The 24,355-nt window shown below is 61.5% G+C and carries 29 protein-coding genes; 18 read left to right on the top strand and 11 right to left on the bottom strand.

Going from position 1 to position 24,355, the window contains the following annotated elements:
* Nucleotides 1-104 precede the first annotated feature (104 nt).
* Nucleotides 105-1,025 (bottom strand): LysR family transcriptional regulator, encoded by a 921-nt coding sequence (locus tag ACK1U9_RS01055; protein ID WP_449109609.1) that lies wholly within the window; start codon nt 1,023-1,025, stop codon nt 105-107.
* Between the two features lie 329 nt (nt 1,026-1,354).
* Between ACK1U9_RS01055 and ACK1U9_RS01050 the strand changes: the two genes are divergently transcribed.
* From ACK1U9_RS01050 to ACK1U9_RS01020, 7 genes are all read left to right on the top strand, one after another.
* The gene (locus ACK1U9_RS01050; RefSeq protein ID WP_013972227.1) at nt 1,355-1,711 is read left to right on the top strand and encodes a metalloregulator ArsR/SmtB family transcription factor; all 357 of its coding nucleotides are present in this window, start codon (nt 1,355-1,357) and stop codon (nt 1,709-1,711) included.
* A gap of 112 nt (nt 1,712-1,823) precedes the next feature.
* Complete coding sequence (gene arsB / locus ACK1U9_RS01045; RefSeq protein WP_046613814.1) at nt 1,824-2,885, top strand: ACR3 family arsenite efflux transporter; 1,062 nt, start codon at nt 1,824-1,826, stop codon at nt 2,883-2,885.
* A 3-nt stretch (nt 2,886-2,888) separates the two neighbouring features.
* The gene (gene arsH, locus ACK1U9_RS01040; protein ID WP_046613815.1) at nt 2,889-3,605 is read left to right on the top strand and encodes an arsenical resistance protein ArsH; all 717 of its coding nucleotides are present in this window, start codon (nt 2,889-2,891) and stop codon (nt 3,603-3,605) included.
* Nucleotides 3,606-3,628: 23 nt separating this feature from the next.
* Nucleotides 3,629-4,633 (top strand): ArsJ-associated glyceraldehyde-3-phosphate dehydrogenase, encoded by a 1,005-nt coding sequence (locus ACK1U9_RS01035; RefSeq protein WP_046613816.1) that lies wholly within the window; start codon nt 3,629-3,631, stop codon nt 4,631-4,633.
* 9 nt (nt 4,634-4,642) lie between these two features.
* Nucleotides 4,643-5,887, top strand: coding sequence for an organoarsenical effux MFS transporter ArsJ (gene arsJ, locus ACK1U9_RS01030; RefSeq protein WP_153671050.1), 1,245 nt, complete (start codon nt 4,643-4,645; stop codon nt 5,885-5,887).
* Nucleotides 5,888-6,429: 542 nt separating this feature from the next.
* Nucleotides 6,430-7,023, top strand: coding sequence for a GNAT family N-acetyltransferase (locus ACK1U9_RS01025; protein WP_178081753.1), 594 nt, complete (start codon nt 6,430-6,432; stop codon nt 7,021-7,023).
* The gene (locus tag ACK1U9_RS01020) at nt 7,020-7,379 is read left to right on the top strand and encodes a cupin domain-containing protein (RefSeq protein ID WP_085598401.1); all 360 of its coding nucleotides are present in this window, start codon (nt 7,020-7,022) and stop codon (nt 7,377-7,379) included. Before ACK1U9_RS01025 ends, ACK1U9_RS01020 begins: the two co-directional genes overlap by 4 nt.
* A 145-nt stretch (nt 7,380-7,524) precedes the next feature.
* Here the strand turns inward: ACK1U9_RS01020 and ACK1U9_RS01015 are convergent, their stop codons facing one another.
* Together ACK1U9_RS01015 and ACK1U9_RS01010 are read right to left on the bottom strand one after the other, a co-directional pair.
* Complete coding sequence (locus tag ACK1U9_RS01015) at nt 7,525-8,010, bottom strand: glycine zipper domain-containing protein (RefSeq protein ID WP_085598399.1); 486 nt, start codon at nt 8,008-8,010, stop codon at nt 7,525-7,527.
* Between the two features lie 192 nt (nt 8,011-8,202).
* A complete protein-coding gene (locus tag ACK1U9_RS01010; protein WP_449109608.1) occupies nt 8,203-8,904 on the bottom strand; it encodes a DUF2238 domain-containing protein in 702 nt (233 codons plus the stop codon).
* A 227-nt stretch (nt 8,905-9,131) separates the two neighbouring features.
* Between ACK1U9_RS01010 and ACK1U9_RS01005 the strand changes: the two genes are divergently transcribed.
* Entirely contained in the window at nt 9,132-10,352 is a 1,221-nt protein-coding gene (locus tag ACK1U9_RS01005) for a zinc-dependent alcohol dehydrogenase (protein ID WP_449109607.1), read from the top strand.
* 197 nt (nt 10,353-10,549) lie between these two features.
* Here the strand turns inward: ACK1U9_RS01005 and ACK1U9_RS01000 are convergent, their stop codons facing one another.
* Together ACK1U9_RS01000 and ACK1U9_RS00995 are read right to left on the bottom strand one after the other, a co-directional pair.
* Nucleotides 10,550-10,699 (bottom strand): hypothetical protein, encoded by a 150-nt coding sequence (locus tag ACK1U9_RS01000; protein ID WP_173015104.1) that lies wholly within the window; start codon nt 10,697-10,699, stop codon nt 10,550-10,552.
* Between the two features lie 9 nt (nt 10,700-10,708).
* Nucleotides 10,709-10,942 carry a PLDc N-terminal domain-containing protein gene (locus ACK1U9_RS00995; protein ID WP_435781084.1) on the bottom strand — a complete coding sequence of 78 codons (234 nt, stop codon included), beginning with the start codon at nt 10,940-10,942 and terminating at the stop codon, nt 10,709-10,711.
* A 185-nt stretch (nt 10,943-11,127) separates the two neighbouring features.
* Here ACK1U9_RS00995 and ACK1U9_RS00990 point away from each other — a divergent pair, with 185 nt between their 5' ends.
* From ACK1U9_RS00990 to ACK1U9_RS00955, 8 genes are all read left to right on the top strand, one after another.
* Nucleotides 11,128-11,631 carry a CinA family protein gene (locus ACK1U9_RS00990; RefSeq protein ID WP_449109606.1) on the top strand — a complete coding sequence of 168 codons (504 nt, stop codon included), beginning with the start codon at nt 11,128-11,130 and terminating at the stop codon, nt 11,629-11,631.
* A gap of 25 nt (nt 11,632-11,656) precedes the next feature.
* The gene (locus ACK1U9_RS00985) at nt 11,657-12,163 is read left to right on the top strand and encodes a hypothetical protein (RefSeq protein WP_449109605.1); all 507 of its coding nucleotides are present in this window, start codon (nt 11,657-11,659) and stop codon (nt 12,161-12,163) included.
* Nucleotides 12,164-12,172: 9 nt separating this feature from the next.
* Nucleotides 12,173-12,616: a DUF421 domain-containing protein gene (locus tag ACK1U9_RS00980; protein WP_085598389.1), complete on the top strand. Its 444-nt coding sequence runs from the start codon at nt 12,173-12,175 to the stop codon at nt 12,614-12,616.
* A 147-nt stretch (nt 12,617-12,763) separates the two neighbouring features.
* Entirely contained in the window at nt 12,764-13,228 is a 465-nt protein-coding gene (locus ACK1U9_RS00975; RefSeq protein ID WP_046613846.1) for a hemerythrin domain-containing protein, read from the top strand.
* A complete protein-coding gene (locus tag ACK1U9_RS00970; RefSeq protein ID WP_046613847.1) occupies nt 13,228-13,473 on the top strand; it encodes a hypothetical protein in 246 nt (81 codons plus the stop codon). Before ACK1U9_RS00975 ends, ACK1U9_RS00970 begins: the two co-directional genes overlap by 1 nt.
* A gap of 45 nt (nt 13,474-13,518) precedes the next feature.
* Nucleotides 13,519-13,662, top strand: a complete 144-nt coding sequence (locus ACK1U9_RS00965; protein WP_158090591.1) for a hypothetical protein — start codon at nt 13,519-13,521, stop codon at nt 13,660-13,662.
* An 86-nt stretch (nt 13,663-13,748) separates the two neighbouring features.
* Nucleotides 13,749-14,858 (top strand): mechanosensitive ion channel family protein, encoded by a 1,110-nt coding sequence (locus tag ACK1U9_RS00960; protein WP_046613848.1) that lies wholly within the window; start codon nt 13,749-13,751, stop codon nt 14,856-14,858.
* 62 nt (nt 14,859-14,920) lie between these two features.
* On the top strand, nt 14,921-15,301 hold the full coding sequence (locus ACK1U9_RS00955) for a hypothetical protein (RefSeq protein ID WP_449109604.1): 381 nt from the start codon (nt 14,921-14,923) through the stop codon (nt 15,299-15,301).
* A gap of 18 nt (nt 15,302-15,319) precedes the next feature.
* On the opposite strand, the gene xth is transcribed toward ACK1U9_RS00955, so the two are convergent.
* From xth to ACK1U9_RS00925, 6 genes are all read right to left on the bottom strand, one after another.
* Complete coding sequence (gene xth, locus ACK1U9_RS00950; RefSeq protein ID WP_449109603.1) at nt 15,320-16,114, bottom strand: exodeoxyribonuclease III; 795 nt, start codon at nt 16,112-16,114, stop codon at nt 15,320-15,322.
* Nucleotides 16,111-16,353 carry a hypothetical protein gene (locus ACK1U9_RS00945; RefSeq protein WP_003257678.1) on the bottom strand — a complete coding sequence of 81 codons (243 nt, stop codon included), beginning with the start codon at nt 16,351-16,353 and terminating at the stop codon, nt 16,111-16,113. Before ACK1U9_RS00945 ends, xth begins: the two co-directional genes overlap by 4 nt.
* Nucleotides 16,354-16,773: 420 nt before the next feature.
* The gene (locus ACK1U9_RS00940) at nt 16,774-17,388 is read right to left on the bottom strand and encodes a hypothetical protein (RefSeq protein WP_046613850.1); all 615 of its coding nucleotides are present in this window, start codon (nt 17,386-17,388) and stop codon (nt 16,774-16,776) included.
* Nucleotides 17,389-17,878: 490 nt separating this feature from the next.
* Entirely contained in the window at nt 17,879-19,228 is a 1,350-nt protein-coding gene (locus ACK1U9_RS00935; RefSeq protein ID WP_153671044.1) for an MFS transporter, read from the bottom strand.
* Between the two features lie 53 nt (nt 19,229-19,281).
* Entirely contained in the window at nt 19,282-20,352 is a 1,071-nt protein-coding gene (locus ACK1U9_RS00930) for a C45 family autoproteolytic acyltransferase/hydolase (RefSeq protein ID WP_046614086.1), read from the bottom strand.
* 116 nt (nt 20,353-20,468) lie between these two features.
* A complete protein-coding gene (locus tag ACK1U9_RS00925) occupies nt 20,469-21,398 on the bottom strand; it encodes a LysR family transcriptional regulator (RefSeq protein WP_135002357.1) in 930 nt (309 codons plus the stop codon).
* Nucleotides 21,399-21,642: 244 nt separating this feature from the next.
* Between ACK1U9_RS00925 and ACK1U9_RS00920 the strand changes: the two genes are divergently transcribed.
* The gene (locus ACK1U9_RS00920) at nt 21,643-23,364 is read left to right on the top strand and encodes an amidohydrolase (protein ID WP_108479830.1); all 1,722 of its coding nucleotides are present in this window, start codon (nt 21,643-21,645) and stop codon (nt 23,362-23,364) included.
* A gap of 214 nt (nt 23,365-23,578) precedes the next feature.
* Nucleotides 23,579-24,355, top strand: a 777-nt coding sequence (locus ACK1U9_RS00915; protein ID WP_449109602.1) for a formate/nitrite transporter family protein, incomplete at its 3' end; no start/stop codon positions are given.

The raw sequence follows: 24,355 nt of genomic DNA, 5'->3' as shown, positions 1-24,355 counted from the left end.
TGACCGGGGACTTTAATGAGTGCCTTATGGGTGCGAAACGCGATCGTCGGGGGGAGGCATTCAGTTTTTCTAAAGGGGCTGGATGAGCGCACCCAGCGTCTGGGTCAAAGCAGCCGGGCCCCGGGCCATCGGCCCTGTTCCACCAGATCCCGAGCGACCTCCTGCAGTACGATCCGCGTTGCCAGCGCTGCCGGCGAGAGCTCGTCATCGGTCAGGCTGACAATTACATTGCGACGCTGCGCCTGTGCTTCATCGATGGCAAACACGCGCAAGCCTGCCTGATGCGCACGGGCCACCGTCGCGCCGGGCTGGATGGTCGCGGCATGACCCGCATACACGCAATCCATCAACAACGACAAACCATCGACCTCCATGACGATGCTGGCCTCCAGCCCTGCCCGCTCGAAGATCGAGCGCAACGTCGTGCGCAGGCCATGCTGCGTGCTGGGCATCACCAAGGGGAGCGTCGCGATCTGTTGCAATGTGAGCGACTCGCCCCACTCGGCCTTGACCAGCGGGGCGGGAACCAGCACGAACAGCCGCTCCGTGAGAAGCGCCCGCACCTCCAGCCGCGGCCCCGTCTCTGCCTGGAACAGCACCGCCAGGTCAAGGTGCCTGGCATTGAGCTGGTTCATCAGATAACCGGACAGCATTTCCACCAGGTGCAGACGGATGTCGGGATAGCGTTCGCGCATACGGTCAATCAACGCCAGGCCAAGAATCGATGCGGTGGTCGGTGCCAACCCCACGCTGGCGTAGCCGCTCATGCGGCCGCTTTGTGCCGCCAGCACAGCATGCTCCGCCTGGCGAAGCGCCAGCCGCGCATGATATTCGAAGGCCAGGCCCGCCGCCGTCGGCGACACGCCTGTGCTCGAACGTGTCAAAAGCCGGGTACACAGCTCGCTCTCCAGCTTGGACAGCTGTTGGCTCAATGCCGAGGCGCCGACCCCGAGTTCGACCGCAGCCCTGCCAAGGCTGCCGTACTCCAGAACACTCAGGAAATAGCGAAGCTGACGTAACTCCATACAGATCTCTTCAACGATGGGGGCAGGCCTGGCGCATGTTAAACGTATTTGCACAGCGTGGGCGGTCAAGCCCTTGATCGACAGGACGCTACGGTGGAACTGGCCCGCCCTCATGGAACCGCACATGACTCATTGAATTGGCAGGGTAGGCGGACTGCTTGCGAATTCAGTTCGCCAAGCGTCAGCGCAGCCCACAAGCTGGGCGATCTCCTGCAAGGCCTTCTTTCGTCTGCAGGAATCAATCTGGCAGGCCTTGCAATACATGCGAAAATTCGTATATTTGAAAAACCATATATATCAAGCATGAAAAGCAAACACCGAGAACCACCATGACTGACTCGCTGACCCCGACCCAGGTATTCAAATGCCTCGCCGACGAGAACCGCATTCGGATGATGCTGCTGATCGCTCGTGAGGAAGAGCTGTGCGTGTGTGAACTGATCTGCGCCCTGGAAGAAAGCCAACCCAAGGTTTCCCGGCACCTCGCACAACTGCGCACCTGCGGCCTGCTTGAAGATCGCCGGCAGGGGCAATGGGTGTATTACCGCCTGCATCCAGAACTGCCCGCCTGGGTACGCGATGTCCTGGTAACCACGCTGGAAGCCAATCGCGAATGGTTGAGCACCAGCGCCAAACGACTGGACACCATGGGTGACCGCCCTCAGCGCGTCGCTGCCTGCTGCTGACCACTGTCGAAAAAAGGCATTTCTCGCATTGCCTTTCGAACGACTGGATGCCGCCCGGCTCAAGGCCGAGCTGGCGATCATCGAAACGCTCTGACGTTCAGGGAGATACACCATGAGCAAAAGCCGGCTTTCCTTCCTCGACCGCTACCTGACGGTCTGGATCTTCCTGGCCATGGGCCTGGGGATCGCTCTCGGCAGCCTGTTCCAGGGGTTGCCAGCGTGGCTGAACAGCCTGTCGGTGGGCTCGACCAACATCCCCATCGCAATCGGCCTGATCGTGATGATGTACCCGCCATTGGCGAAAGTGAAATACGAGGAGTTGCCGCAGGTCTTCAAGGACAAGCGCATACTCGCCCTGTCGCTGATCCAGAACTGGGTGATCGGCCCGGTGCTGATGTTCGGGCTGGCAGTAGTGTTCCTTTCCGACAAGCCCGAGTACATGACCGGCCTGATACTCATCGGTCTGGCGCGCTGCATCGCCATGGTGCTGGTATGGAACCAGATCGCTGGCGGCAATAACCAGTACGTGGCTGGCCTGGTCGCCTTCAACAGCATTTTCCAGATCCTGTTCTTCAGCGTGTACGCCTGGATCTTCCTGGGCCTGCTGCCGCCACTGTTCGGCCTGGAAGGTAGCGTCATCGAGACTAGTTTCCTCGATATAGCCCAATCGGTGCTGATCTACCTGGGTATCCCGTTCCTTGCCGGTTTCCTGACACGCAAGACCCTGATCGGCCGGAAAGGTGCCACCTGGTACCAGGAGCACTTCATTCCGAAAATCAGCCCGCTGACCCTCGTGGCGTTGCTGCTGACCATCGTTGCCATGTTCAGCCTGAAAGGCGACATGGTGCTGCAACTGCCGCTGGACGTGCTGCGCATCGCCACCCCGCTGACCATCTATTTCGTGGTGATGTTCTTCATCAGCTTCTGGATGGGCAAGCTGCTGGAGGCCGACTACCCCCGCACCACTGCGCTGGCCTTCACTGCGGCAAGCAACAATTTCGAACTGGCCATTGCCGTGGCCATCGCCACCTTCGGCCTCGCCTCGCCGGTCGCGTTTGCCACCGTCATCGGGCCCTTGGTGGAAGTGCCGGTACTGATCTCGCTGGTTGGCGTGGCCTGGTGGCTCAAGCGTCGCTGGTTCGATCAGCCATCTGGCGCCTTGTCTCAGGAGTAAATCATGACCGAACACCACATTCCCAACATCGACAACGATCTGGTCGACCTGCCGACAGCAGACAAGCTGGCAGTCGAGCAAAAGTCCACCCACAAGCCTCGCATCCTGCTGCTGTACGGCTCGACCCGCGAACGCTCCTTCAGCCGCCTGCTGACCGAAGAAGCCGCCCGCCTGCTGGAGCACTTCGGTGCCGAGACGCGAATCTTCAACCCGTCCGGCCTGCCATTGGCAGATGACGCGCCCGATGACCATCCGATGGTCAAGCAGCTGCGCGACCTGGTGCTGTGGTCGGAAGGCATGGTCTGGTGCTCTCCGGAACGTCATGGCGCCATGACTGGTGTGTTCAAGTCGCAGATCGACTGGATCCCCCTGAGCATGGGCGCCGTACGACCGACCCAGGGCAAGACCCTTGCGGTCATGCAGGTATGCGGCGGTTCGCAGTCGTTCAACGTGGTCAACCAGCTGCGTGTGCTTGGCCGCTGGATGCGCATGTTCACCATCCCCAACCAGTCGTCCGTACCCAAGGCCTACCTGGAGTTCGACGAAACGGGCCGCATGAAACCGTCCCCGTACTACGACCGTGTCGTCGATGTCATGGAAGAGCTGGTGAAGTTCACCCTGCTGTTGCGCGACCGCGCCGACTACCTCGTCGACCGCTACTCCGAGCGCAAGGAGTCGGCCGAGGAACTGTCCAGGCGTGTCAATCAACGATCCATCTGAAGTCACAACTCGAGAACAAGACCATGGCAATCAAAGTAGGCATCAATGGGTTTGGCCGTATCGGTCGCCTGGCGCTGCGCGCGTCCTGGGGCTGGCCGGAATTCGAATTCATCCAGATCAATGACCCGGCCGGCGACGCCCAGACCCACGCCCATCTGCTCAACTTCGACTCGGTCCACGGGCGCTGGGATCGTGAAGCCGGGGCAGATGGCGACTCGGTGGTGATCGAGGGCAAGCGCATCAAGGTCAGCGCGAACAAGAACATTGCGGACACCGACTGGTCGGGCTGCGACCTGGTCATCGAGGCCAGCGGCAAGATGAAGTCGGTAGCGGTGCTCCAGGCCTACCTGGATCAGGGCGTCAAACGTGTGGTGGTCTGCGCTCCAGTGAAGGAGAAAGGCGCCCTGAACGTGGTGATGGGGGTCAACCAGCACCTGTTTGACCCGGCGCAGCATCGTATTGTCACCGCCGCCTCCTGCACCACTAACTGCCTGGCCCCGGTGGTCAAGGTGATTCACGAGAGCCTTGGCATCCGCCACGGCTCGATCACCACCATCCACGACCTGACCAATACCCAGAGCATCCTTGATACGCCGCACAAGGACCTGCGTCGCGCCCGTGCCTCGGGCATGAGCCTGATCCCGACCACTACGGGCTCGGCTACCGCAATCGCCGAAATCTTCCCTGAACTGCGCGGCAAGCTGAATGGCCATGCCGTGCGTGTACCGCTGGCCAACGCCTCGCTGACCGACTGCGTTTTCGAGGTGGCGCGTGAGACCACGGCTGAAGAGGTCAATGCGTTGTTGAAGGTTGCTGCCGAAGGCCCGTTGAACGGAATCCTCGGCTACGAAGAACGACCACTGGTGTCCATCGACTACCGAACCGACCCACGGTCTTCGATCATCGATGCGCTGTCGACCCTGGTGGTCAATGGCACCCAGGTAAAAATCTATGCCTGGTACGACAACGAGTGGGGCTACGCCAACCGCGCAGCGGAACTGGCGCGAATGGTCGGCATGGCGGAGTAGACGGCAATCATGAAGGCGTTGTCAGCCCTGTCCATGGAAGTGCGTCAGTACCTGCTGGTTACCGGCAACTACTGGGCCTTCACCCTCACCGACGGCGCGTTGCGCATGTTGGTGGTACTGCACTTCCATTCACTGGGCTACACGCCGTTGCAAATCGCGGCGCTGTTCCTGTTCTACGAAGTGTTCGGCGTGATCACCAACCTGGCAGGCGGCTACCTCGGCGCCCGCCTGGGGCTGAATCGCACCATGAACATAGGCCTGGGCCTGCAGGTCCTGGCCCTGCTGATGCTCACGGTACCGGCAGCCTGGCTCACGGTGGCCTGGGTGATGATGGCCCAGGCGCTTTCCGGCATCGCCAAGGACCTGAACAAGATGAGCGCCAAGAGCTCCATCAAGCTTCTGGTGCCGGACAGCCAGCAAGGCACGCTGTACAAGTGGGTCGCCATCCTGACGGGCTCGAAAAACGCGCTCAAGGGCGTTGGTTTCTTCCTTGGCGGCGCCCTGCTCGCCCTGCTCGGCTTCACCCTGGCGGTGCTGGCCATGGCGGCGGTACTGGCATTGATCTGGATCGGCAGCCTGATCCTGCTGAAGAAGGACCTGGGCAAGGCCAAGGCCAAACCGAAATTCCGCGACATGCTGTCCAAGAGCCAAGCCATCAACATTCTCTCGGCCGCACGGCTGTTTCTCTTTGGTGCCCGTGACGTCTGGTTCGTCGTGGCTTTGCCGGTGTACCTGAGCACGGCTTTCGGCTGGGACTTCTGGCTGGTCGGCGGCTTCCTGGCTGCATGGGTAATCGGCTACGGCATCGTCCAGTCACTTGCGCCCCACATCACTGGCAAGAAACGCGGCCATGTGCCCGACGGTCGCGCGGCCTTCATCTGGGCGATCGTCCTTGCCGGGCTGCCGGCGCTCATCGCCCTGGGCCTGTCGGCAGGCTGGTCGGCGCAGGTGGTGCTAGTGGGCGGGCTGATGCTGTTCGGCGTGCTGTTCGCCGTGAATTCATCGCTGCACAGCTACCTGATCGTCAGCTATGCCAAGGAAGACGGGGTATCGCTGGATGTGGGCTTCTATTACATGTCCAACGCGCTAGGGCGGCTGGTCGGTACGCTGCTTTCCGGTTGGGTATTCCAGGCTTATGGGCTGGGAGCCTGCCTGTGGATCTCCACAGCGTTTGTTCTGCTGGCTGCCCTGATTTCTATCGCATTGCCAAGGCATGCTGCCGGGGTGCTCCAGGCTAGCGAAGATAAAAGGTAAAGGGGTGATCCACAGCTGCCCACAATCGATCCTTGTCTGTCGTAGTCGCGAATGGCGGCTAACGACCCATAGCGGAAATCTGTAACCGGGGCCGCTTCGCGGCCCATCGCCGGCAAGCGCGGCTCCCACAGGTACAGCGCATACCTGAAGGCTGGTGGTATTCCTGTGGGAGCCGGCTTGCCGGCGATGAGGCCGGTACTGACTACAGAGCTTTGGATCAGTGTCCGCCGTGGGCCGGTAGCTGCCTTTCGTGACATACGACCTCCATACGGGGCTCACCCCTGCTCTGTTTCCGGCCCTCCCCCCAATGGGCGTACACATCGCCCGTTTCTCGCCTAACCACCTCCGGTAACTGCACGATCAATTCCCCAGGCATGAGCCATCAGACGGCAACCTGTCTTTGTGCATGGGACAGCGTCGCACACCGTGCTGACGGTGTTCGCCCACAGCATGATGGGCACCGTTCAACCCGCCTACCCTGCCTCCCTGCCAAAGGAGTAATCCTTGAAAACTAACCACCCGATCCCATGGGAGCACTGTACATGCCTATCGACTTCAGGCCCGCTCAAGCCTCGGACGCGCACGATATTGCGCGCTTCTTTCAACTGACATCGGAGGGCATGGCCGATTACATATGGAGCAAGCTTGCCGCTCCTGGAGAAGCATTGCTGAGCGTCGGTGCGTCTCGCTATGCCAGGGAACAAGGCGACTTTTCCTACAAGAACTGCCTGATGGCCACTTTCGAAGGGCGTGTCATCGGCATGATGCATAGCTATGCCTTGCACGAGACCCCTGACAGGTCTGTCGAGGCAGACCCGGTCCTCGCGCCTTATTCCGAAATGGAAATACCCGACACCTTGTACATATCCAGCCTGGCCCTGGATGAAGCCTGGCGCAGCCAGGGGCTGGGCGTCCAGTTTCTTCGCCACGCCCAGCAGCGCGCCGAGGAGTCGGGCCTGAATGGGCTATGCCTGATCGATTATGCAGAAAACCACGGTGCACGCCGCTTCTACGAACGTCACGGTTTTCAAATTGTTAAAACCTGCCAGATCGTTCCGCACCCGATGCTGGGCGTAACCGGTGAAGCCTATTTGATGTATCGCCCTAACCAAAACGTGCTCGAGAAAAAGCCATGAACAAGAAACTGACCGTGTTCCGCGAACTGGATATCCAACCGATACGCGACCTTCCCTTTTTTGAAGAGGTGGTGGAAGGCACCCCTCATACGCTGACGTCCAAGTACTATCACGATGAACAGCAAGGTCGCATTTCCGGAGAATGGGAAGCCAGCACCGGAGCGTGGCGCATCGACTACAAGGTTTGGGAGTTCTGCCATGTCCTGAGTGGATGCTGCGTCATCGAGCTTGAGGGTTGCGCCCCCATCAAACTGGCCGCTGGCGACACGTTCATCATCGAACCGGGCGCCAAGGGCAAATGGACCGTGCTGGAAGACATGAAAAAGAACTTCGTGATCCTCTTGCCAACGAACTAGGCGCGGCAGACCACAACAGCCCTCTACCTCATGGCTGCGCTGTCGCGCATGGAACAGAGCCTTTGCGGGAGCGGCCTTGTGTCGCGAAAGGGCCGCAAAGCGGCCCCAAGCAGGTAAAGAAAACAGCGTAACCGCCTCGGCGAGATCAGTCGTCGTGGCGGTGTTTGTTGCGCCAGCCGTAGTGATGGCCACGGTCGTGGCGGTGACGACGCCAGCCCCGATCGTCGTCATCGTCGTCATAATCACGGTAGCGATGCCCGCTCTCGTCATCGTATTCCCGGCCCATGTGGTTGCCCAAGGCACCACCCACACCGCCACCGGCTGCTGCGCCGATCATGCTGCCAGTGGTGCCGCCCATCTTGCGACCCACCACGTTGCCGCCAGCTGCACCCAGTGCGCCGCCAATGGCCGCCTCTCCACGGCTGTGCTTGTCGGCACCCACCGCACCACCGGCCGCGCCACCCAGGCCGGCGCCGATTGCCGAGCCGGTGCTGCCGCCGATCGACTGGCCGACTACCGAGCCCAATACTCCACCCAATGCGCCACCTATGCCTGCTTCGGTATTGCCGCCTGCCGACGCAACGCCGCTCAGCAGGCCAAGTGACAACAACAGAATCGAGGAGTACTTCATTTGTGAAAGCCTCAAAGGGATACGGAGGCGATCCTGAGGCTCTGGACAGGGGCTTACAATGGAAATCCGACGAGTGACAAGACTTGGAAAAATTCCCCAAGTTATTGTTTTCCCGATGGAAACTTAAGGGATTTTCAACGGTCACAGGCTGATTGCAAAAAGCCTTTCCAGCGATGGAGAGGCCTTTTGTTTCTACCCGTCACCCGTGCTCCCCTCCAAACTCACTACCCTTCTGCCCCAGACCTTGATTGCCCCAAACCGCTGGATCAACAAGGTGACAAGTGCACCGAGCAAAGCCAGGGCCATGTCCTTTTGCGCATCCCAAGGGTCTTGCTGGGTAGCGACAAAGGCTTGTGCCTGATCATCACCCAGGTATTGGCCACCTATCCACTCCAGCAGCTCGTACAGCGCCGATGTGGCGAGGAGGAAGGAAACAGTACACAACGCCAACCAGCCGCCTCGCAACAGGGCCTGGCGCTGGAGCAGCTCCCTGATCGGCAGGACGAACAAAAGGCCGTAACTCAGATGCACCAGACGATCGAACTGGTTGCGCTGCCAGCCCATCCAGGCATTCAGAGAGTGGTCGGTAAGCGCACGCAGCCAAGCGTCATAGGGGACTTTGGCATAGGTAAAATGCGCTCCTAGCTCGTGAATCGCCAGCATCACCACGATTGCCAGGTAAGCATGCCGAGAAAAGCGCCAATAACGGCTGGTCGCAGCCAAGGTGAGCAGGAGTGTCAGCGGCAAAACGTTTTCGAGCCACCAATCCGCACGATCAAGCGGCGCAACCCCCGAGGCAAGCATCAGCAACATGGCCGATGTCAGCAAGCCCGCGACTTGGCGTGGCGTGGCCGAAGGGGCAAAGCTTGTTTGCAATGCTGGATTCTTGTTCATGGTTTTACGCTCGGCTTGAGCACGGTTGAGCCTGGCAGGACAGCTAAAGTTTCCTCCGGTCGCCGGTTTCACCTGATGCCATGTCACCCCAATGACAGTTCTTCATGGTGTTGAACGGGGCCAGTAACACTGAAACTTGCCACTGGACGATTCCACCTGAACTTTCCCTGTCTCCTTGGCTTCCCCTGCATAGACCATCCGGACCCGCCTCTGCAGGAGATGAACCAATGAGAGCACTGACATACCACGGAACCCAGGACGTCAGGGTCGACAATGTCCCCGACCCGCTCATCCAGGACGAAGACGACATCATCCTTCGGGTCACCGCTACCGCCATCTGCGGCTCCGACCTGCACCTCTATCATGGCAAGATTCCACAGACAGAGCCGGGCGATATCTTCGGCCACGAGTTCATGGGCATCGTCGAAGAGACCGGCCGCGGGGTGACCAACCTGCAGGTCGGTGACCGCGTGGTAATTCCCTTCGTGATCGCCTGCGGCAGCTGCTTCTTCTGCCAACTCGACCAGTTCGCCGCTTGCGAAACCACCAACACCGGCCGCGGTGCAATCATCAACAAGAAAAACATCCCACCCGGCGCCGCACTGTTCGGCTATAGCCATCTTTATGGCGGCGTGCCCGGCGGCCAGGCGGATTTCGTGCGGGTGCCCAAGGCCAACGTCGGCCCGTTCAAGGTGCCTACCGCCCTGCCGGACGACAAGGTGCTGTTCCTCTCGGATATCCTGCCCACGGCCTGGCAGGCCGTTACCAATGCGCAGGTCGGCCCAGGCTCGACTGTGGCCATCTATGGCGCCGGGCCGGTCGGCCTGCTGAGCGCAGCCTGCGCGCGCATGCTGGGCGCCCAGACAATCTTCATGGTCGACGACAATGACTACCGCCTGGCGTTCGCTCGCGACGCCTACGGCGTGGTGCCGATCAACTTCGAGCAGGATGATGACCCGGCCGACAGCATCATCCGCCTGACCCCAGGCATGCGCGGTGTGGACGCAGTCATCGATGCGGTCGGTTTCGAGGCCAAGGGCAGTACCACCGAAACAGTATTGACCACACTGAAGATCGAGGGCAGCAGCGGCAAGGCGCTGCGCCAGAGCATCGCCGCGGTGCGCCGGGGCGGCGTGGTCAGCGTGCCTGGGGTCTATGCGGGTTTTATCCACGCCTTCATGTTTGGCGATGCCTTCGACAAGGGGCTGACGTTCAAGATGGGCCAGACCCATGTGCAGAAATTCCTTCCCGAACTGCTCGAACATATCGAGGCCGGGCGCCTGCAACCGGAACTTATCGTCACCCACCGCCTGGCCCTGGAAGAAGCGGCCCTGGGTTACAAGTTGTTCGACCAGAAGCAGGACGACTGCCGCAAGGTCATCCTCGTGCCGGGCGCTGCCGCCGGTACATTGGGGCCTGACCATACATTCGGTGGGATACAGCGATGATCGGCGCTGCAACCGGGGTTACCCGCTCTCCTGGAACGGCCCATAACTCATTGAGTTAGCAGGGACCCTGTGGGAGCGGCTTTAGCCGCGAACACGGCGCAGCCGGTGCCATGCACCGCGTTGGATTCTTCGCGGCTAAAGCCGCTCCCACAGGATACGCGGACCGCTTGCGAATTCATTTCTTAAAGCCGGCCCGCTCAACGCTTGCGTTGCGTTTCATCACGAGCTGCTTTCTGTGCAGTGGAATCATGGGACGTGCCGGTTGACCCATCAGGACGCTGCGCATCATTGTCCCGTTCCTCTTCACCTTGGGTTCCGCTGCGAGGTGCATCCGATTCTTTCTTCATCTCCCCCTCCTACCCCTTGCTGTGTTCAGGCGAAGACGGCCCGGTACCGCGTTTGATTCCACGCGGTCCAAGCACGCCCCAGATAGCCAGGCCGACAATGGGCAGCGCCAACAGCAACAGTGCCCACATCGCTTTCGTCACATCGTTCTTGTCACTGCGGAAAACACTGACGATGGCCCACAGATCGAGCAACACAATGATCGCCGCCACAGCGATCCAGAAATACGTCACAGGCTCGGTCATGATCGCTTCTCCTCTGCTTGTTCCAGCAGCAGCGCGTGGTCCGCGCCACCACCTCCTACCAAGAGGAAGCCAGCAAGCGGAACAAAGTTCAGGAAGCTTTACCCGCCGTTGATGGGTGGTACACACGCAATGAACCAATTCCGCAGGAAACACGTCCACCACAAAACAACGCACGAGTGACCGCCATGGCGACCGACCCCGTACTCGAGGCCCTTGATTACCTCAAGGTCCACAAACTGGTGCTGACCACGGCAGAGTCCTGCACTGCCGGTGCCATGGTTGCGCTGCTGGCAGCAGTGCCGGGAACCGGCGAGGTACTGGAAAGCGGCTACGTGGTGTACTCGCCAAGTGCCAAAAAGCGCCTGCTCGGCGTAAGCCCACAAACCATCGAACGCTACGGCCTGACCAGTGAGGCGGTAGCCTGGGAGATGGCGCTCGGCGCATTGAAAGACAGCGATGCCACCGTTGCCATTGCAAGCACGGGTGTCGCCGGGCCGGAGCCGCAGGATACCATCGCCCCTGGCACCGTGTGCTTTGCCTGGGCGTTCGCCGGCGAGCCCTTGGCGGTGTTCACGCGTAGCCAGCGCTTTTTCGGCGAACGCGCGGAGGTAATCCGCCAGGGCGCGCTCTACGGGTTGTCGCACCTGGCGCATTACCACCAACGCTGGCTGCGTGGTGAGCGCGCCTGAGGGGTTACCTGAGGGGGCTACGGGCATGGACGAAGAGGAGTTGGTTTCAAGGCGCCACCCCGTCGAGGAAGACATGCGGATGCAGCAGCGGGTCTGGCGTTTCGAACGGGTGGGATGGTATGCCCTGGTGCTGGTCGTGCTGCTGGCCCTGGCCGGGGTGTTCGGCAATGGTCCGCTCAGTGACGCGCAGGTCACCAGCGAGGACGGCCGGGTGCATGTGGAGTATCAGCGCCTCAGCCGCACAGGCACCACCGACAATCTGCGCATCACGGTTCGCGGTACTGCCGGGGAGCCTGTGATGCTGCTGCTCGGGGGGACCCTCCTTCGCGAAGCCAGTATCGAAACGCTGCAGCCAGAGCCGCAAGTGTCGCGTTCCCATGGCAGGTCGCTGCTGCTCCAGCTCGGCACCAGCAAAGAGGGTATCGCCACCCTCTACCTGACCCTGCGCAGCGAATACGTCGGTACTCTCGAAGGTGTTGTCAGCGCGGGCCCGGACAGCACAGTGCACTTCTCGACCTTCCTCTACCCGTAGGAGCGCGCCATGGACTCCATTCTTCGTGCGACAGGCATGTACATCGCGCTGATGCTGCTGTTTCGCGTGGCTGGCAGGCGCTCGCTGGCAGACCTCACCACCTTCGACTTCGTCCTGCTGCTGATCATCGGCGAAGCAACCCAGCAGGCATTGCTCGGCGAGGACTTCTCGTTCACCAACGCCATGCTGGTGATCGCCACGCTGATCGTCCTGGATGTCGGCCTGTCGCTGGCCAAGCTCAATTCCAGGCGCCTGGCCCGGCTGGTCGACGGCCACGCGACACTGGTAGTGGAACGAGGTCGCTTTCTCCACCACCGAATGCGGCGGGCGCGGCTGACCGAGGACGACATTCTCGAATCGGCTCGGGACAGCCAGGGAATCGAAAGCGTCGAGCAGATCAAGTTCGCCATCGTCGAGCGCAACGGCAAGATCTCGATCATTGCGCAGGAATGACCCTGCCCGGCCGGTGCAACCTGCGCGGGACCTCGTGCGGCCGGCCTCCCACACACCGGTACGTTGATCATCCGCTTTGAACCTTGGCGCCCGCGCCCTACTCCATCGAAGGCAATCGTGATTTTTCCAACCCCGAAGAGGTGTTGCATGAACGCTATCGAATTGTTGATCCAGGACCATGAACTGGTGAAGAAGTTGCTGGAGGAACTCTCCTCCACCACCGAGCGCGCGGTGAAGAAACGCGCCGAGTTGCTTGAACGCATCAAGCAAGAAGTGACAATCCACACCGCTCTGGAAGAAGAAATCCTGTATCCGGCCATCAAGCAGGCCGGCGGCAAGGAAGAAGCGAAGATGTATTACGAAGCCAAGGAAGAGCACCGCACCGTAGATTCGCTGGTGCTGCCGGACCTGCTGCAAACCGAGACCGGCACCGTCGAGTTTGCCGGGCGGGTCAAGGTGATGAAGGAGCTGCTGGAACACCATATCGAGGAAGAAGAAAGCGAGCTGTTCCCGACTGCCCGCAAGCTGCTGGGCAAGCAGCAGCTGGATGAGCTCGGCCAGGCCATGGAGGCGCAGAAGAAACTGCTCAAAGGCGAACAGCGTGCCGCGTGATGGAGGCCTGGATCGACTTTCTTGAATGGCCCGCCATGGCCCTGACGGTACTTGCCGCCTGGTGCATCGGCTCACGGCGCCCAGGCCGGCGCAAGCTGGGCTTCTGCTGCTTTATTGGCAGCAATGTACTGTGGGCCGTGTGGGGGTGGCAGGCGCAGGCCTGGGCGCTGATCATCCTGCAGGGTTGCCTGTGCGCCATGAACCTGCGGGGCTGGAAGAAAAACACCGCAGTGGAATCCGGCTGAACGCCTGAACACATGCCTGATAGCCCGACAGCGAGGAACCAGACCATGATCGAACCCAACCACCCCGACCCTTACGTGGACGAAGTACCACACAACCCAGGCGAGCCCGTGCCTGAACAGGAGCAGGAGCAGGAAGCACCCGACTGGCCCGAAGGCCAGGTGCCGCCAGAGGAGCAGTCCGACGGCTGAGGCTCACCGATCCAGCGGCATTGCCTGCTTCACCGGAAATGCCGCTCCCCCAGTCACCCGGTTCCACGCAAGGAGGCAAATGTCTCATGAGTGATCGCATCATCGCCTTGTTCACCGATACCACACTGTTTGGAGTTTCCGTTCTCAACCTGTTGCTGGCGCTGACGGTAGCCGTGCTGACATTCCTCGTGGCGCGGGCGGCCATCAGTTTCATGCTGCATCGGGTCAGGCGCTGGTCCGAGCACGACGGCGCGCTCAGCCACGTACTGGCCAAGGTGCTTGCCGGAACCAGCAACTTTCTGCTGTTCCTTGCCTCGCTGCTGGTGGGCCTGAGCATGCTCGACCTGCCCGAGCGCTGGCTGACCCGGGTTGGTAGCCTGTGGTTCGTGGTCGCGGCATTGCAGATAGGGTTATGGGCCAACCGCGCCATCGGCCTGGGCCTGAGTCGCTACTTCGCCCGGCATCGCACCGACGGGTTGAACCAGGGCAGCGCGCTGGCCACGCTGTCGGCATGGGGCGCGCGTGTATTGTTGTGGTCAGTGGTGCTGCTGGCGATGCTCTCCAACCTGGGCGTGAACATCACCGCCTTCGTCGCCAGTCTGGGGGTAGGCGGTATCGCTGTTGCACTGGCCGTGCAGAACATCCTCGGCGACCTGTTCGCCTCGCTATCCATCGCCGTGGACAAGCCGTTCGAGGTGGGCGACTTCATCGTCATCGGCCCCCTGGCCGGCACGGTGGAACACGTGGGGCTGAAGACCACACGCATCCGCAGCCTGGGCGGCGAGCAGATCGTCATGGCCAACGCCAGCATGATCAGCAGCACCATCCAGAACTACAAGCGCCTGCAGGAACGACGAATCGTGTTCGAGTTCGGCCTGTCCTACGACACGCCAACCGAGGCCGTGAAGAAAGCACCCGCTATTGTCGAGGAAGCAATCAAGGCTCAGCAGCAGGTGCGCTTCGACCGTGCCCACCTGCGCGGCTTCGGCAAGGAAGCGCTGGAATTCGAGTGCGTGTACATCGTCAAGGACCCCGGCTACAACCTGTACATGGACATCCAGCAAGCGATCAATTTCCACCTGCTCGAGCGCTTCTCGAAGGTTGGTGCCAAGTTCGCCGTACCGGTACGCGCGATCAAGGTCACGGCCTTGCCAGAGGAATCGAAGCGCGGGCCTCAAAGCATTCACGTGGGATAACCCGCCACGGTGCATTTCAGTGCCCCATGCATTCCGTCGAATAAACGGCACGGCCGCGGACGATGCTGGCCGAACAGAAGGTGACCAATCTGCAAAGGAGCATCGCCATGAAGATATTGAAGCCTCATTCGTTACTGCTCGCACTGTGCCTGGGGGCCAGCGCACCTGTGGTGCTTGCAGCCACCGACCTGAACGATCAGCGTGCCCCTGGCACGCAACCGCATGACAGCGGGCATATGAACGGCCAAGGTGGAGCGACTGGTTCCGGCACGCCTGCGGATGCCATGGGCACGGGCTCTGGCGGCACCGATAGCAATGATACTGACAATACCGGTGGCGATGGCACTACCGACCGATCGGGTAGTGACAGCAATGGATCGGAACGCGACAACGGGACCGGAGGCTCCGGTGGTGCGGGCTCCAGCGGTAGTTCCGGTAGTTGAAGGTTCGCTCGAACTGCCCTACGGCCGACGACGCGTGCTCAGCTCGATCCAGACTGGTGCATGGTCGCTGGCCTTGGGTTCGTTACGCACCCAGGCATCGACGCCTGCTCGCTTCAGGTAAGGCGCGAGTTCGGGGTTGAGCAGCAGGTGGTCGATACGTAACCCGGCATTGCGGGCCCAGTGGTTGCGGAAGTAATCCCAAAAGGTATAGATGCGTTCGTCCGGATACAGATGGCGGATGGCGTCGACCCAACCTTGCTGGAGCAGTTTCTGGTAGCACGCGCGTGATTCGGGCTGCAGCAGCGCGTCCTTCATCCAGGAGCGCGTGTTGTAGATATCCATGTCGATAGGCACCACATTGAAATCACCCGCCAGCAGCGCGGGATGGTCACTGTCATGCAGCCCTTTCACATGGGCGATCAGGCTTTCGAACCAGCGGAGCTTGTAATCGAATTTCGGCCCCGGTTGCGGGTTGCCGTTCGGCAGATACAGGCATGCAACCAGCACTCCCTGCACCGCTGCCTCGAGGTAGCGGCTCTGGTTGTCGTCCTCCATGCCAGGCAGGCCACGACGTACTTCCAGCGGTTCGCTGCCCCGCGCCAGAATGGCCACGCCGTTCCACGAAGGCTGCCCTTGGTAGAGGCAACCATAACCCGCCGCTTCGAGCGCCTGGCGAGGAAACTGCTGATCCGCCGCCTTGAGCTCCTGCAGGCAGGCAATGTCGGGCTTCTCCCGCTCCAGCCAGGCCAGCAGTGCCGGCAGCCGGCTACGAATGCCGTTGATGTTGAACGTGGCAATCTTCAGCGCTTTCATGCGTCGGGGTCGCTGACATGGGCCTGCACGGCATCTTCCAGGGCGCGCACATGGGCGTCATCAGCCAATGCCTTGAGTGCCAGCCAGTCGTCCCAATCGATCGCGCCATCGTCACGCAGGGCCTCGGCGGTGCGCAGCAGTTCATGGTGGTAGGCATCCGGCGACTCACGGCGGTAACTGATGTCGTCGTACTGGGCGTACCAGGCCTCGAGCTCGGGGATGCTGCGTTCAATGCTCATAAGGGAGCCCTCACAATGTCCTTTGCATTTAAGAGCCCTCCCCAGGCGCGACGTTCAAATTCAACGACACGGGCCTGCCATGTATGGCCATTGTTGAACTCCTGAAATTTCTCGACTGCCTGTTCCGGCCCTTTCGCGGGTAAGCCCGCTCCCACAGGGCTTGTGCAAGTCTTGCGCACTGTGAAGATTTCGGGTGGGTGTACTACTGTCGCGCAGAGCAACAGATATCGCTCGTTTGGCGCGTCCTGGAGATCACCCAGCCCTTCCTCACTGCGCTGTCGAGCAGTGAACTCCGCCCGCAAGCCCGCCGCATTCGGTGTGTGAGCCGCCAGGCGAACCGCCCGGACGCTGCGCATGAAACGAGCTCGCCGCGAACCACGCTCCCCGGTTCGCGGCGCAATTGAAGCGTAATTCAGGCAATCAGGTAGGAATGCCTGCCAGTCGCCAGACAGGCGCCGGGACCGGTTCGGCCTGGCTACGGTTGCGTGCCCACTGGGTCAGGGCAGCCATCATGACAAAGCCAAGCAGGATCAGTACCGGATAGGCCAGCAGCAACTCGGTCAGCGAGTATTTCCAGGCCAGTGGCCGGCCAACGCCCAGCATCGCCGCATACAGCCAGGACACACCCGACAGTGCGCCGGAGAAAAGCGCGAACATCCGCACGCCAAAATTAAGGTCCAGCAAGTTGCCCGCCTTGAGCAAGGCAGGCAATACATAACGATGCAACAACATGCCGTTGAAGGTCAGCAGCATGACAATAATGACCTTCGCTTGAAGTTTCGGATTGGCAAAATAGTTCATACCTTTATCAAGGTAGTCAATTCCAATCACTGCGGCGCCCGTGAGCCACAAGAATATCAGGGCATTGGCCACGGACTTCTGCAAGCTCGTCATATGCTTACTGTCATGCCCGGCCTCTTTATGACCTTTCAACAAGTTCCTGACCATCTCGGCATCACTGGCGAACACCAGGCCGATGGCAATGCAACAGGCCAGCAAATGAACGTAAATCACCGACAACCGCACCAGCTCCATGGATTCTTTCTGCCCGAACAGGCTAATAATTGTATTAATCTCCACGACGTTTTCTCCACGTAATGCGTTAGCGCTAGATGACTTTGCAATAGGCGTGCGAACGATTTAATCGCAGCGGCAAAGCCAAATTCGAATCGTTAAATGAAAAAGCAGATTGTTATTCAATACACACAGTGGCTCACCCGAAGAGCCTCGGTTGGTCATGGCATTGCTCCACTATTCGAAAAAAAAAGCCCCATGAGCATCCCTGCGATGCCGATGAGGTTGAACGTCCATAAGTTCTGGGGGAAAGGCGCGAGGTGCAATCACATTGAAGGCACCTGCTGGCAAATAGGAGTCAGCGTCGCCCAAATCGTTCATTTCTCGAGCAAAACGACCGACAGGCGGTACACTAAATCAAGTTAGTTAGTTTGCTAAGTTATCGCAACTTGACCGAATGGAAAGTTTTACCAACAACTGGATCCAAACTTGGTAGATGTCTTTGAATGCTCTATCCCGCTGTTTCGCAGTTATCGCGTTGCAGGGCACCACGCGCTCCGGCCGGCGCCTCCTCATCGATCTGCGCCATGCTCAACCGCGATGTCTCGCGCAGCATGAGCGAACACACCGCAACCAGTGCCAGGGCTCCCGCGCCATACAGCGCCACGCCCAGTGGGTCCTGGTTGGTGAGGATCAGGATTGCCGTAGCGATGCTCGACGCGGTACCGCCGCCCAGCGCGGCGCCGATCTGGTAGCTGGCCGAGATACCCGAATAGCGCATGCTGCGCGGGAACTGCTCGCCGAGGAAGGCTGGGATAGGCCCTTGGGTCGCGCCCATCAGCAGGCCAGTCAGGCTGTAGGCGCACAAGGCGATGGCAAAGCTCTTCATGCCCACCAGAGAAAAGAACACGAACAGCCCCAGAGCCATGGCCACTGCGCCGAAACCCATTACGGTACGCCGCCCCAAACGGTCCGACAGGTCGCCGAACAACGGCGCCGACAGCACGATAGCGACCGAAAGTGCCAAATCGAACATCAACGCCTCGGTACTGCCGAAGCCCACCTGCGTGGCGTAAGTCAGGAAGAAGGTGCTGCCGATGTAGGCGATGGTGCAGTAACCGAAGGCGATCCCGGTGCACAGCATCAGCTGCCGCGGACGTTGGCGCAGGGCCGCGGCCAACGGCGCATGTACAGATTTGGTCACGGGCGTGGTGGCCGCTGCCGGTGCCTTCAGGCGCGCGTACAGGCCGATCAGTACCAGGGTGCCGCCCAGCCAGAACGGGATGCGCCAGGCGAAATCGACCAGGTTGTCATCGAAGGCCGCGCTGACGATGGCGAACACCCCAGCCCCGAGGATGCCACCCACGCCGATGCCCATGCTTGTGAAACTACCCCACAGCCCGCGCCGCCCCGGTGGCGCAGACTCGATGCCGAACAGCGCGGCGCCGCCCCACTCCCCGCCTGCCGCAAAGCCCTGGACCAGGCGCAGCAGCACCAGCAGGATCGGCGCGGCCACGCCGACGCTGGCATGCCCGGGCAGGCAGCCGATGAGGAAGGTGCTCATGCCCATCAGCAGCAAGGTGGCGACCAGTACCTTCTGCCGGCCGATGCGGTCGCCGAAGTGGCCGAACACCAGGCCGCCCAACGGTCGGGCAAGAAAGCCCGCGCCGAAAGCGCTGAAGGCCACCAGCGTGGCTGTCAGGTGGTCCATCTGCGGGAAGAACACCTGGGGAAACACCAGTGCGGCGGCAGTGCCGTAGATGATGAAGTCGTAGAATTCCAGCGCCGTCCCCAGTCCGGAGACGCAGAAGGTTCGCAAGGCGGAACGGGATGACGCAGGGCGGAAATGTTGCGCATGCATTGTTGTTGTTCTCGTTCAGCGGTGCCGCCTTGAGCTGGCAGCACCGGGTTGGCTCAGAAAGTGTCGAAGCCGGCCTTGGCCAGTTGCACGGGCGTGCCGGCCACGTACTGCAGGGCACAGCGTTCGGTGTCGATGCCGACGCTGAGCAAGGTTTCCCAGCGTTCGGTATCGGGCATGGCCATGTCCGGGTGGAAGCAGATCGGCGCCTTGTCGCCCTCGGCGCCGCACATGGCCTCGGCCCGGGCACGCAGGTCAGGGCTGGCCATCTGGCCGACCACCTGCTCGAGGTGGCCCAGGCGGCATTGGGTATCGGCATGGTCGGCGACCTGCTCGCCCAGGCTCAGCTGTGGGTCGAGGAAGTGATTGGTGTGCAGCAGCCAGCCGTCTTCCCGTGGCAGGACCAAGGCAGTGCGCGCGGGGCTCAATTCGATGCTGGCCGCACGCGGGCTGCGGTCCTGGCGGGAGAACACTGTCAACACGGTAGAGGCACTGACCCGCGCCGAACGGGCAAGCTCGATGGCCTCTTCGACACTGCTGGCCTCCTCCAGCAGGCGCCGGGCGATGGCGTGCACCGGCACACCACCACTGTCGTTGTCACTGGCGTGGTGGAGGATATTGAAGTGCAAGCCGAGGCCCGCGCTGTTCACACCAAGCTTGGCGAGCATGCCGAACTCGCAGAACAGCTTGACGTTCATGCCGCGCTCGGTGTGCAGCGCCAACATCAGGCCATGGGGGCACAGGCTGTCATGCCAATCCCAGGTCTGCAGGGTCTGCGGCGCACGCGCGCCACGGGGTGCATGCACGGTGGTCGAGCATTCGCTGTGGCGGGTTCGGGCCGCCAGTACTTCAGTGCGGGCGTTCAGGCTCGCCAGCTGCCACAGCGGCAGCTCGGCACCGCTGGCCATGCCGGCCACTTCAGCGGCCAGGCCCGGGCTCCAGGCTTCCAGGGCTGCCAAGCTGTTTTCGCCGATACGCTGCGCCTCACTCAAGGGCACGCCAACCCGCGGGAAAAAGCCCAGATACAGTGCAGTTGTGGTACGGATCTGCTCGGCGAAGCGCGCACCAATCTGATGGCCACGCTCGAGGGGGTTGCGGATGTCGCTGACATGGGTGTGGATCTTCAAGGCGGGGAACTCCTGGTACAGGCCGCGGTGGTAGGCAAGCACCGCTAGCCTAACGAGGCATCCCCCAATCGATCATCGCCACAACCCGCACAACTTTTGTGCCCCGATGGAAAAACTCAGCCCCGTGCCAGCCTCTGCGCGCCCTGCCCGTGCAGGTGCTCATGCAGCAAGGCAATGAACGCCTGCACCTTGCGGGTATTGCGCCGGTGCGGCAAGTACAGCACGTGCACCCAGGGGCCGAACGCGCTCAGCGCCCGCCAGTAGCCGGGCATCACCTCCACCAGTTGCCCGCTGGCCAGGTAGGGGGCGGCACACCAGGTGGGTACGAATTGCAAGCCCTGCCCATCGAGCAGGCAGGCCAGCAGGAAGTCGAAGTTGTCGCTCACCAGCCGAGGGGTGGGCTGACGCACTCGCAGCGTCTGGCCGCCTTGTTCGATCCACCAGAAACTGCGGTTGAGCAGCGGGTGGCGCAACAGCAGCCAGTCGTGCCGGGCATAGTTCTCCAGAGTGATCGCCTCGCCGTGACGGGCCAGGTAGGCAGGGCTGGCGCAAAGGATCACGCGGTTCTCGATCAGCGGCTGGGCGATCAGCTCCGGCTGGTCGGTGGGGCCGTCGCGCAGCGACAGGTCGTAGCCGCCATCGATCAGGTCTTCGTTGGCATCGTTGAGGTTGACCTCCAGGCGCACTTGCGGGTGCTCGCGCATGAAACGGCAACATACCTGGTTGAGAAACGCGGGGCCGAACGACGGCGGCGCGGTGATACGCAGGGTACCGCGCAGCGCGTGCTGCAACTGCTCCACCTCTTCGGTCACCCGCTGCAGGTGCATCAACGCCTGGCGCGCGCCTTCCAGGTACAAGGTGCCGGCCTCGGTCAGCGCCATGCGCCGGGTGGTACGTTCGAACAGGCGCACGCCCAGTTCGCTCTCCAGGTGCGCAACAGCCTTGGTGATGGCAGACGGCGTCTTGCCCAGTTGCTCGGCCGCACGGCTGAAGCTGCCGTGTTCGGCTGCAGCGACGAAGATGGTCAGGGCCATCATCTTGTCCATGGTTTCTTCCTGTTCGGCACAAACGGTGTGGGTGATGCGAGGGTGGCGAGTATCTGCCCCTCCTATCAAACCCGCAAATGCCGGCGACTTGAATAGGCACGGCAAGGTCCGCTGCTTGCATTCTGGCAAATACGGGCGCTGGATTCTTTCCCCATCACGAAAGAAGTTGTGCCTGCCCTCACCTTTATCCGCACTTGCCCCCTGGCTAGTCTGCGGCGTCATCACGACAAGAACGAGGCACAGCATGAAGCAGCTCCTGAAGATGGCAATCAGCGCCGGCCTGGCCTGCACCTGCATGCCAGGTTTCGCGGCCGTGGACCTGATCCTGCACAACGCAAAGGTCTACACCGCCGAGCCCGGCCAACCCTTGCAGCAGGCCGTGGCCGTCGAAGGCGAGAAAATCGTCGCGGTAGGCTCCAACCAGGCCGTGCTACGCCTGAAGGCCGAAGGCACCCGGGTCATCGACCTGGGCGGCAAGGTACTGATGCCAGGCATGCTCGACGCCCACTCGCATGCCATCAAGGGTGGCCTGCAACTGGTGCTGGCCGACCTCGCTGGTGAGCAGGTTGCCCTGGACGAACTGGAACGGCGCCTGCGCCAGTGGCGCAGCGACGGCAAGGCCGTGCGCGGCGAGTTCCTTGTCGTAGGTGGTGTACCGGGCACCTACTGGAACGACATTCCGGCGCTGGAACAGCGCTTCAACCACGGCCAATGGGCCGCACAACCGATCCTGTTCGCCGCCAACGACATGCACACCGGCTGGGCCAACCAGGCCATGCTCAAGCGTGCCGCAATCGATGCCGATACCATCGCAGCCCTGCCTGCCGAGGCGCGCAACACCATCGGCCAACACCCGGACGGGACACCGAACGGTTTCCTCGCCGATGCCAGCTACTACCCGGTGACCGACCTGCTGCCCGCGCTGCCCCATGCCACCCTGCTGAGCGCGGGGCGCATGGCCCTTGACCATTACAAGCAGCTGGGCATCACCGGCTGGATGGACCCGCTGGCCAACGAGCTACCGGGGGCCGATGTGAACAACCATTCGCTGGGCGTGTTGCCGGTATACAAGGACCTCTCCGCGCGCGGCGAGCTGACCGCCCACGTCGCCGCCCTGCTGATGGCCGATTCCAGGGCCCGCCCGGCCGACCTGGACGAACTGGACAAGGTACGTCGGCAATTTCTCGGCGTGCACAACCTAACCCTGCCAGGCATAAAGGTGTTTGCCGACGGCGTTGCCGAAGCGCCAGCGCAAACGGCGGCGATGCTCGAGCCCTACAGCAACTCCGGCAAGCACGGCGAACTGCTGCTGGACCCGAAGCATTTTGGCGAGCTGGTCAGTGCCGCCGACGCCCGTGGCTGGCTGGTGCACGTGCACGCCATCGGCGACCGCGCCGTGCGCGAGGCGCTCAACGGCATCGAGCAGGCACGGCGTGATCGCCACAGCGGCATCCCCCACTCCATCACCCACTTGCAGATGGTCAACCCCACGGAATACGCCCGTTTCAAGCAGCTCGACGTGATTGCAGCAATGCAGCTGTACTGGGCCAGCGCCGACCAATCGAACATGGAGCTGGTCAAGCCGTACGTGAACGCCATGGCCTTCATGCACACCTTCCCGGCCCGTTCGCTGCTCAAGCATGGCGCCACCCTTGCTGGCGCCAGCGACTGGCCGATCACCACACCGGACCCTTGGCAGGCGATCTACCAGGCCATCAGCCGCAAGGGGCCCAAAGGTGTGCTCAACGCTGCTGAAGCCATCGACCGCCAGGTAATGTTCCAGGCCTATACCCTCAACGCCGCCCGCGCCATGCGCCTGGAGCAGCAGATCGGTTCGCTCAAGGTTGGCAAGCAAGCCGACATGATCGTGGTTGACCGCGACGTGCTTGACGTCGATGCCGAAACGCTGCGCGATACCCAAGTGCTGCAGACCTGGTTTGCCGGGAAGCTGATCTACGCGCGCTGACCTGCGGGCCTCATCGACGCGGTCTATCAGCTCATCCATTCCATCGATTTGACCGCGTCAAATTGCCTCATGTAGCTTGCCGCCCTCTTCGCCGCTGGCCCGAAGGTGGGTGTCGCACCTTTTGCGCCAGCGGCGCAGCCTACCCCGTACTGATCAAGCCCCACCACGGCGTGCATGCCAGTTGCATCGCCGTCACTGTGTTCGAGTTTCCGAAATGTCCGTCAACAGCCCCACCCGTATCACCGAGCTCGTCATCGAGAGCGGCGTCAAAAAAGCCCATCTATCCACCCATGCGACGCTGGTCCTGGGGTTTCTCGCAGGTGCATTCATTTCGCTGGGGTTTCTCCTGGCTATCCACGTCAGCACCATGATCCCGGTACAGTGGGCCTCGTTCGGCACACTGCTGGGCGCCGCGGTATTTCCCATCGGCCTGATCCTGGTGATCCTGGCCGGTGGCGAACTGCTCACCGGCAACATGATGAGCTTGCCCCTGGCGATGTTCGCCCGGCGCATCGGCCCAGGCGCCGTGGCGCGCAACTGGCTGCTGGTGACCGTCGCCAACCTGTTCGGTGCACTGTTCGTTGCCGGGTGCTTCGGTCACCTGCTGGGCCTGACCGAGGGGGCCTACCTGAACAAGATGTTGGCGGCTGCGACCAGCAAGACCAACGCCGACTTCCTCCACGCTTTCGTGTCCGGAATCGGCTGCAACTGGCTGGTGTGCCTGGCAGTGTGGCTGTCTTATGCCAGCCGTGAAATGAGCGGCAAGATTCTCGGCATCTGGTTCCCGATCATGGCGTTCGTCGCCATCGGTTTCCAGCACGTGGTGGCCAACATGTTCCTGATTCCGGCAGCGATCTTTGCCGGGTACTTGAGCTGGGGGCAGTTGGTGGAGAACCTGGTGGCCGTGTTCCTTGGGAATGCGGTGGGTGGGGCGATCTTCGTGGGGTTGGCGTATTACGTGTCCTACGGTGTGCCATCGCAGGAAGCGTGC

Source organism: Pseudomonas sp. XP1 (genome assembly GCF_053557675.1).
Note: the sequence above shows the minus strand (reverse complement) of the source record. Positions and strands in the feature narration are given on the sequence as shown.